Here is a 7,315-nt window from a genome sequence, read left to right as displayed (position 1 = left end):
GCCGGTTCACCGCCGCGCGGGCCGGGCGGTCCGCCCGCCGCCCGGCGGCGGTCACCCGGCCGCCCCGTCGGCCCCGGCGTCCGGCTCCGCGACCAGGGCGGTCTGGAGCTGGACCGTCCGCCGCCGGGTGATGTGCAGGGCGCGGCCGGGCGGCAGCTGGCGCGGCTTGACGTTGCCGAAGATCGTGCCCTCGCTGGGCGGGCAGGAGAGCAGCGTCACCGGGGTGTTGATGTCCTGGAGCCGGCGCAGCACCGGATCGGAGTAGGCCCGCCCGATCCCGTTGGCGGCGCGGGCGATCACCAGGTGCAGGCCCAGCTCGGAGCCCTGGGCGAGGTGTCCGAGCAGCGGTTCGAACGGGTTCGGCCCGGAGGCCGGGACGAGGTCGAGGTCGTCGACGATCACGAACAGTTCGGGCCCCGTCCACCAGTCGCGCAGCCGCAGCCGGGCCGGGCTGATGTCCTCGCCCGGAACGCGGGCCTCCATCGCCCGGGCGGCCCCGGAGACGATCTGCTTGACCACGTCGACCGAGACGGCGTAGCCGAGCCGGTACTCCTCCGGCAGGCTGTCGTAGAGGTCGCGCCGGAAGTCGATCAGCATGATGCGGGCCTCGGCGGGGGTGTACGCGGTGGTGATGGCCTTGATCATCAGCCGCAGCAGGTTGGTCTTGCCGCTCTCGCTGTCGCCGACCACCAGCAGGTGCGGGCTCTCCTCGAAGTCGTGCCAGAGCGGCGCGATGGCGGTGTCCTCCAGCCCGAGCGGGACCCGCAGCCGCCCCTCGGGGGCGGGCAGGTCGGCGGCGTCGAGCAGCAGCGGCAGCATCCGGACCTCGGGGGCGCGGGGGCCGGTCCAGTGCTCGTTGACGGCGTCCACCAGGTCGGCGACGCCCTCGGCGAGGTCCTCGGTGGTCCCGACGCCGTCGATCCGGGGCAGCGCGGTCAGGAAGTGCAGGCGGTCCTCGGTGAGACCCCGGCCGGGGATCCGGGGGACGGTCGCCGCGGCCCGCATGTTGATCATCGAGTCGATCGAGTCACCGAGCCGCAGCTCGAAGCGGGTGCCGAGCTGGTCGCGCAGGCCGCCGAGGATCTCGCCCCAGCGGGCCGCCGCGATGACGAGGTGGACGCCGTAGTTCAGACCGCGTCCGGCGATCAGGTTGAAGACGGAGACGTAGTCGGGGAAGTCCTGGCGCACGGTGTTCCAGCCGTCGACGACCAGGAACACGTCCCCGTACCGCTCGTCGGCCAGCTCCGGGTCCCCGGCGGCCCGCCGCCGGCGGAACGTCGTCATCGAGTCGATGCCCAGCCGGGCGAAGCTCTGCTCGCGGCGGCTGATCACCCCGGCCACCTCGGCGAGCGTGCGGCCGATCCGCTCGGGGTCGTGCCGCCCGGTGACGCCGCCGAGGTGCGGCAGGCCGCGCAGGGCGGCCAGCGTGCCGCCGCCGAAGTCGAGGCAGTAGAACTGCACCTCCTGCGGCGTGTGGGTCAGGGCCAGCGCGGTGACCAGCGTCCGCAGCAGGGTGCTCTTGCCGCTCTGCGGGCCGCCCGCGATGCCGACGTGGCCGCCGGCGCCGGACAGGTCGGCCGTGTAGATCTCGCGCAGCTGCTGGAACGGGCGGTCGACCACACCGACCGGGACGGTGAGCCGGCCCCGGTCGGGCCACCCGTCCGGGGTCAGGCCGTGGGCCTCGCTCGGGGCGAGCGGCGGGAGCAGCTCGTCCAGGGTCGGCGGGACCTCCAGCGGCGGCAGCCAGACCTGGTGGGCGGGCGGTCCGGCGTCGAGCAGCCGCTCGGCGGCCAGCTCCAGCAGGGTGACGGTGGCCTCCTCCTCGCGCGCCTCCGGCTCGATCGGCTCCGGCGCGGGCCGGTTGGGCGTCACGTACGCGGTGTCGTACGGGACGACCTGCCCGGCGGCCGCGGCCTGCTGGGCGGCGCCGCGCCGGCTGCGGTAGGGGCCGGACACGTAGGACGCCTTGAAGCGGGTGAGCGTGGCGATGTCGCTGCGCAGGATGCCGTTGCCGGGCTGCGAGGGGAGCTGGTAGGCGTCCGGCACGCCGAGCACGCCGCGGCTCTCCATGGCGGAGAAGGTCCGCAGCGCGATCCGGTAGGAGAGGTGGGACTCCAGCGCGTGCATCCGGCCTTCGTCCAGGCGCTGCGAGGCGAGCAGCAGGTGGACGCCCAGGGACCGGCCGAGGCGGCCGATCATGATGAACAGGTCCATGAAGTCGCGGTGCGCGGAGAGCAGTTCGCTGAACTCGTCGACGACGACGAACAGCGTCGGCAGCGGGTCGAGCTGGGTCCCGGCGGCCCGGGCGGCCTCGTAGTCCAGCAGCGAGCTGTAGTTGCCGGAGGCGCGCAGCAGCTCCTGGCGGCGGTTCATCTCGCCGTGCAGGGCGTCGCGCATCCGGTCGACCAGGGCGGCCTCGTCGGCGAGGTTGGTGATCACCGCCGAGGTGTGCGGCAGCCGGTCCAGGCCGAGGAAGGTCGCGCCGCCCTTGAAGTCGACCAGGACGAAGTTGAGCGTCTCCGAGGAGTGGGTCAGCGCGAGCGCGAGGACGAGGGTGCGCAGCAGTTCGGACTTGCCGGAGCCGGTGGCGCCGATCAGCATGCCGTGCGGGCCCATGCCGCCCTGCGCGGACTCCTTGAGGTCGAGGTCGACGGGGGAGCCGTCGGCGCCGAGCCCGAGCGGGACGCGCAGCCGGCTCGTCCGCCCGCGGTCCGCCCAGGCCCGGCGGACGTCGTGCTGGTGGAGGTCGCGGATGCCGAGCAGGGCGGTCAGGTCGAAGTCGGTGTTCAGCGGCTCGGCGGTGTCCACCGAGTCGCCCAGCCGGAAGGGCGCCAGCGTGGTGGCGAACCGGCGGACGGCGGGCACCTCCAGCGCGTCCGGGCGCCCGAGCGGGGTGACCTCGTCGTTGCGGTTGCGGTCGGCGCCGACCAGTTCCAGCTCGCCGCCGGTGATCCGCAGCCGCAGCCGGAACCGGTTGTGCTTCCACTCCAGCGCCTCGCCGACGTCCAGCAGGACGGCGTTGCGGTAGCCGGCCAGCGCGGCCCGGCTCCCGGAGGACAGCCGGACGCCGTCGAGCACGATCACCGTGAACGGCTCGTCGCGCGCGGGCTGCGCCTCCGGCTCGTACGGCGGGCGCTCGGCGAACTCCGGCCCCAGCAGCTGCTCCAGCTCCACCATCGAGCCGGCCACCAGGCGGACCGGCCCGGCACCGTCGGTCTCGGTCGGGTGCAGGGCGTGCGGCAGCCACTTGAGCCAGGACCAGTCCGCGCGTCGCTCGGGCGCGACGGCGGCGGCGATCCGCAGCTCGTCCGGGGCGTGGAAGAAGGCGAGCTGGGCGAGCATCGCCCGGGCCAGCGCGCGGGCCGGCTCCCGATCGGGCTCGTCGGCTCCGCCGTCGTCCTGGTCCTCCGGGGCGGCGCACCGCACCAGCACCTGGGCGTAGCCGCGCACGTGCACCGCGATCGGCTGCCCGGCGATCGACCCGTACGCGTGGATGAAGCGGCGCAGCGCGTGCGCGCAGAGCGGCTCCAGGTCCTCGATCGGCTTGGTGGCCAGCGGGGCCAGCCGCACCGCCAGCCGCTGCGGCCCGGTCGCGATCCGTACGTCGCCGAAGTCCGGGTGGGAGGAGCGCCGCTCCCAGAGCCGGGAGGTGCGCACCAGCGAGGCGAGCGTGCCGGGCCCGGGGTGGCGCCAGGCCAGCGCCAGCCGCTGGTTGACGACGTGCCGGCGGACCTGGCGGCGCATCTGGGCGAGGTAGCGCAGGTAGTCGCGGCGCTCCCCGCGCAGCTGCCGCTTGCGGTCCCCGGAGCTGCGGATGAGCTGGGTCACCAGCATGCCGACCGCGGAGAGGCCCATCATGCCCATCGCGACGTACTGGAGCGGCCCGCCCCCGCCGTTCGGGTTGAGGAAGATCATCACCATCGAGAGCGAGCTGAGCGCCATCGGGGCCATCGTGAGCATCTGGGAGATCCCGCTCTGCGGCTCCGGCAGGCCGGGCGGCTCCTGCAGCTGGATCTCCCCGTCCGGCATCTCCGGTCCGGGACGCCGGGGCGGACGGTCGACCACGACCACACTCAACGGGGCTCTCCTCTCACTGCGCCTCCCCGGGGCGGGCGGACCGCCGGGCGGCCCGGCCGGGACCCGCCCGGACCGGGTGGCGGCGGCACGGGGACCGCACCCTGGCCTACGGCCCGCACTCCGCGCGCGGTTCATCCGGGCCCGGCGGACGGCCGGGTCCGGCCCAGTGAACCGCCGGGCCCCCGCCGCCCGTAGTGGCCTGTGGGAGACCGGCCAGGCCCGGCCCGGCGGAGGAGGGGCACGACAGGTGAGCGGTGCAGTGGCGGCGACCGGACTGTGCAGGCTGAGATTCCGCGCACCCGAGGCCGCGTTCGAACTGGCCGTGCCCGGGGACGTCGTCCTCGCCGACCTGATGCCGACCGTGGTCGGCTACGCGGGCACGGCCGTCGAGGAGAGCGGCGTCGAGCACGACGGCTGGGTGCTCCAGCGCCTCGGCGGCGAACCCTTCGACGAGGAGCTCACCCTGGAGGCCCTCGCCGTCCGCGACGGCGAGGAGCTGTTCCTGCGCCCGCGCCGGGACGCCCTGCCGGAGGTGCACTTCGACGACCTGGTGGACGGCGTCCGCACCGGCGTGATCGCCCGCGGCGACTCCTGGCGCCCCGCCGTCACCCACCACCTGGCCCTCGCCCTCACCCTGCTCGCGCTCGTCGGCGGCCTGCTGCTGCTGGCCCTGCCCGGACCCGAGGGCGTGCGCTGCGTCTGCGCGGCCGTCGCCGCCCTGCTGCTGTTCGGTGGCGCCGCCGCGGCCTCCCGCGCGGTCGGCGACGCGCCGGCCGGCACCGCGCTGGGCACCGCCGCCGTCGCGTACGCGGCCGCCGCGGCCGCGCTGGTGCCCGGACTCGACGGCCCGACCCGGCTGCTCGCCGGCGGATCGGCGGCGGTGGGCGGCGCGGTGGTGGCGCTGGTCGCGGTCGGCGGCGGCGCGTTCTTCCCCGGCCTGCTGGTGGCCGCCGTGCTCGTCCTCGGCGCGGGGGCGCTGGCCGCCTGCGGCATGGCCGTGACCGGCATCGCCGCGCTGGTCGCCGCCGCCGCGGTGCTGCTGGGCGCCTTCGTGCCGGGCCTCGCCTTCAAGCTCTCCGGCCTGCGGCTGCCCGCGCTGCCCCGCAACGCGGACGAGCTCCAGGAGGAGATCGAGCCCTTCCCCGCCGAGGACGTGCTCGCCCGGAGCACGGTCGCCGACGGCTACCTGTCCGCCTTCCTGACGGCCGTCGGCGCCGTCTGCGCGGCGGCGCTCGTCGTCCTGGCCGGGGTCGGGGACACCGGCTGGGGCACACCGGTGATGGCCGCCGACCTGTCGGCGCTGCTCCTGCTGCACGCCCGGGACATCGGCAGCATCCGCCAGCGGCTCGCCGTGCTGCTCCCCGGCGTGCTGGGCCTGACCCTGCTGGCCGCGCGGATCGGCCTGGACAGCGACCGCACGGGGCGGCTCGTGCTGTTCGCCGTACTGCTGCTGGCCGCCCTCGGGCTGGCCGTCGTCGCCTGGACCGTCCCGGGGCGGCGCCTGCTGCCGTACTGGGGCCGGGCCGGCGACCTGACGCACTCGCTGGCCGCCATCGCGCTGCTGCCCCTCGCCCTCCAGGTCCTCGGCTTCTACCGGACCATGCGGGGGCTCGGCGGCTGAGCCGCCCCCGACAGGGGCCCGCCCGGCCGGGGCCCACCGCACGGGCCGACGACGGCCGGGCCCGCCGTCCGTACCGGCCGCCACGCCCCGCAGGAGGACCACCGCATGCAGTCCCGCCGTGACCAGGTACAGGCCCACCTCTTCGTGACGGGCCGGGTCTCCGCCGGCATGCTGCGGGCCGAGCCGGACGCCCCCGACAGCCCGGTCGGCCGGACCAACCGGGGCATCGCCATCGGTCTGGCGATCGCCCTGCTGGTCGGCGTCGGCGCGGGCGTCTACGGACTGGTCAAGCCCGGTGGCGCGACCGGCTGGCGCAAACCCGGCACCGTGGTGGTGGTCAAGGAGACCGGCACCCGCTACCTCTACGCCGGCGGGCTGCTGCACCCCGTCCTGAACCAGGCCAGTGCCCGGCTGCTGGCGGGCGACCAGCTGAAGGTCGACGAGGTCTCCCGCCGCTCCCTGGAGGGCACCGACCGGGGCGGCCCGGTCGGGATCGTCGGAGCCCCCGACGGCCTGCCCGCGCCCGCCTCGCTGGACCGCTCCGACTGGCTCGCCTGCACGGTCCAGGCCGTCGGCGCGTCCGGGGGGAGGCCCGCGCCGCTGCTCTCGCTCGCCGTCGGCTCCCGGCCGGGGAACGGCTCCATCGGTGACCGGGCCGTGCTGGTGGCCGCCCCCGACGGCGCCCCGCAGCTGCTCCGGTACGGCCGCCGCCACGCGCTGGACGTCCAGGGCGGCGCCGTGCGCGCGCTCGGCTACACGGCGGCCGTGCCCGTCCCCGTGACCGCGGCCTTCCTCCAGACCTTCGCCGCCGGGCCCGACCTGCGCTCCCCGGACCTGCCGGGCCGGGGCACGGCCGGGCCCGACCTCTCCGGACGGCCCACCAGGGTCGGCCAGCTGTTCGCGGGCAGCGGCGAGGACCGCTTCGTCCTCACCGGCCAGGGGCTGGTGCCGGTCGGCGCCACCCTGCTCGCCCTCCTCCAGGGCGACCCGCGCACCCAGAAGGAGGCCTACGGCGGCGGCGCGGTGGCCACCGCCCCGGTCGGCGCCGCCGACCTCGCCGCCCACTCCGCGCCCACCGCCGTCACCGCCGAACTCGCACCGGCCGGCCTGCCCGAACGGCCCCCGGTGCTGGCCACCCCCGGCCCCGGGCAGGCACTCTGCGCCGGGCTGCCCGCCGCCGGTGCGGGCGAGGTCGACCTGCGGATGCCGGACGCCACCGCCGTCCTCGGCCTGCCGCCGGTGGCCGAGCCGGGCGTCGTCCCCAGCTGCACCCCCGCCGACCGGATCGTCGTCCGGCCCGGCGGCGGCGCGCTGGTGCGGTCCCTGTCCGGGGGCGGTCAGGGCTCGACGCTGTACCTGGTCACCGACAACGGGGTGCGGTTCCCGATGACCCCGGACGCCGTCGAACGCCTCGGCTACGCCGGGGCCGCCCCGGTGGCCGTCCCGAGCCGGCTGCTGGCGCTGCTGCCGGCCGGACCGAGCCTGGACCCGGCGGCGCTCACCGGGACGGGGCTCGTCCAGCCGCCCGCGACCGACGGCAAGTGCGCGCGCTGAGGCGGTCCGCCGCCGTCCGCGGGGGGCGCTGAACCGGCCGGACCCCCGGGGCCGTTCAGCCTG

3 protein-coding genes are annotated in these 7,315 nt (G+C 76.5%); 2 read left to right on the top strand and 1 reads right to left on the bottom strand.

Going from position 1 to position 7,315, the window contains the following annotated elements:
- Positions 1-51 precede the first annotated feature (51 nt).
- Positions 52-4,029 (bottom strand): type VII secretion protein EccCa, encoded by a 3,978-nt coding sequence (gene eccCa / locus ABZY91_RS32905; protein WP_355406727.1) that lies wholly within the window; start codon positions 4,027-4,029, stop codon positions 52-54.
- Positions 4,030-4,324: 295 nt separating this feature from the next.
- Here eccCa and eccD point away from each other — a divergent pair, with 295 nt between their 5' ends.
- Both eccD and eccB read left to right on the top strand, forming a co-directional pair.
- Positions 4,325-5,698: a type VII secretion integral membrane protein EccD gene (eccD, locus tag ABZY91_RS32900; RefSeq protein ID WP_329884401.1), complete on the top strand. Its 1,374-nt coding sequence runs from the start codon at positions 4,325-4,327 to the stop codon at positions 5,696-5,698.
- A gap of 105 nt (positions 5,699-5,803) precedes the next feature.
- Entirely contained in the window at positions 5,804-7,252 is a 1,449-nt protein-coding gene (eccB, locus tag ABZY91_RS32895) for a type VII secretion protein EccB (protein ID WP_355406725.1), read from the top strand.
- Positions 7,253-7,315: the final 63 nt, after the last annotated feature.

It is taken from the genome of Kitasatospora sp. NPDC002965, assembly GCF_040611255.1.
GTDB lineage: Bacteria > Actinomycetota > Actinomycetes > Streptomycetales > Streptomycetaceae > Kitasatospora.
This window is presented reverse-complemented; position numbering and strand designations above follow the sequence as displayed.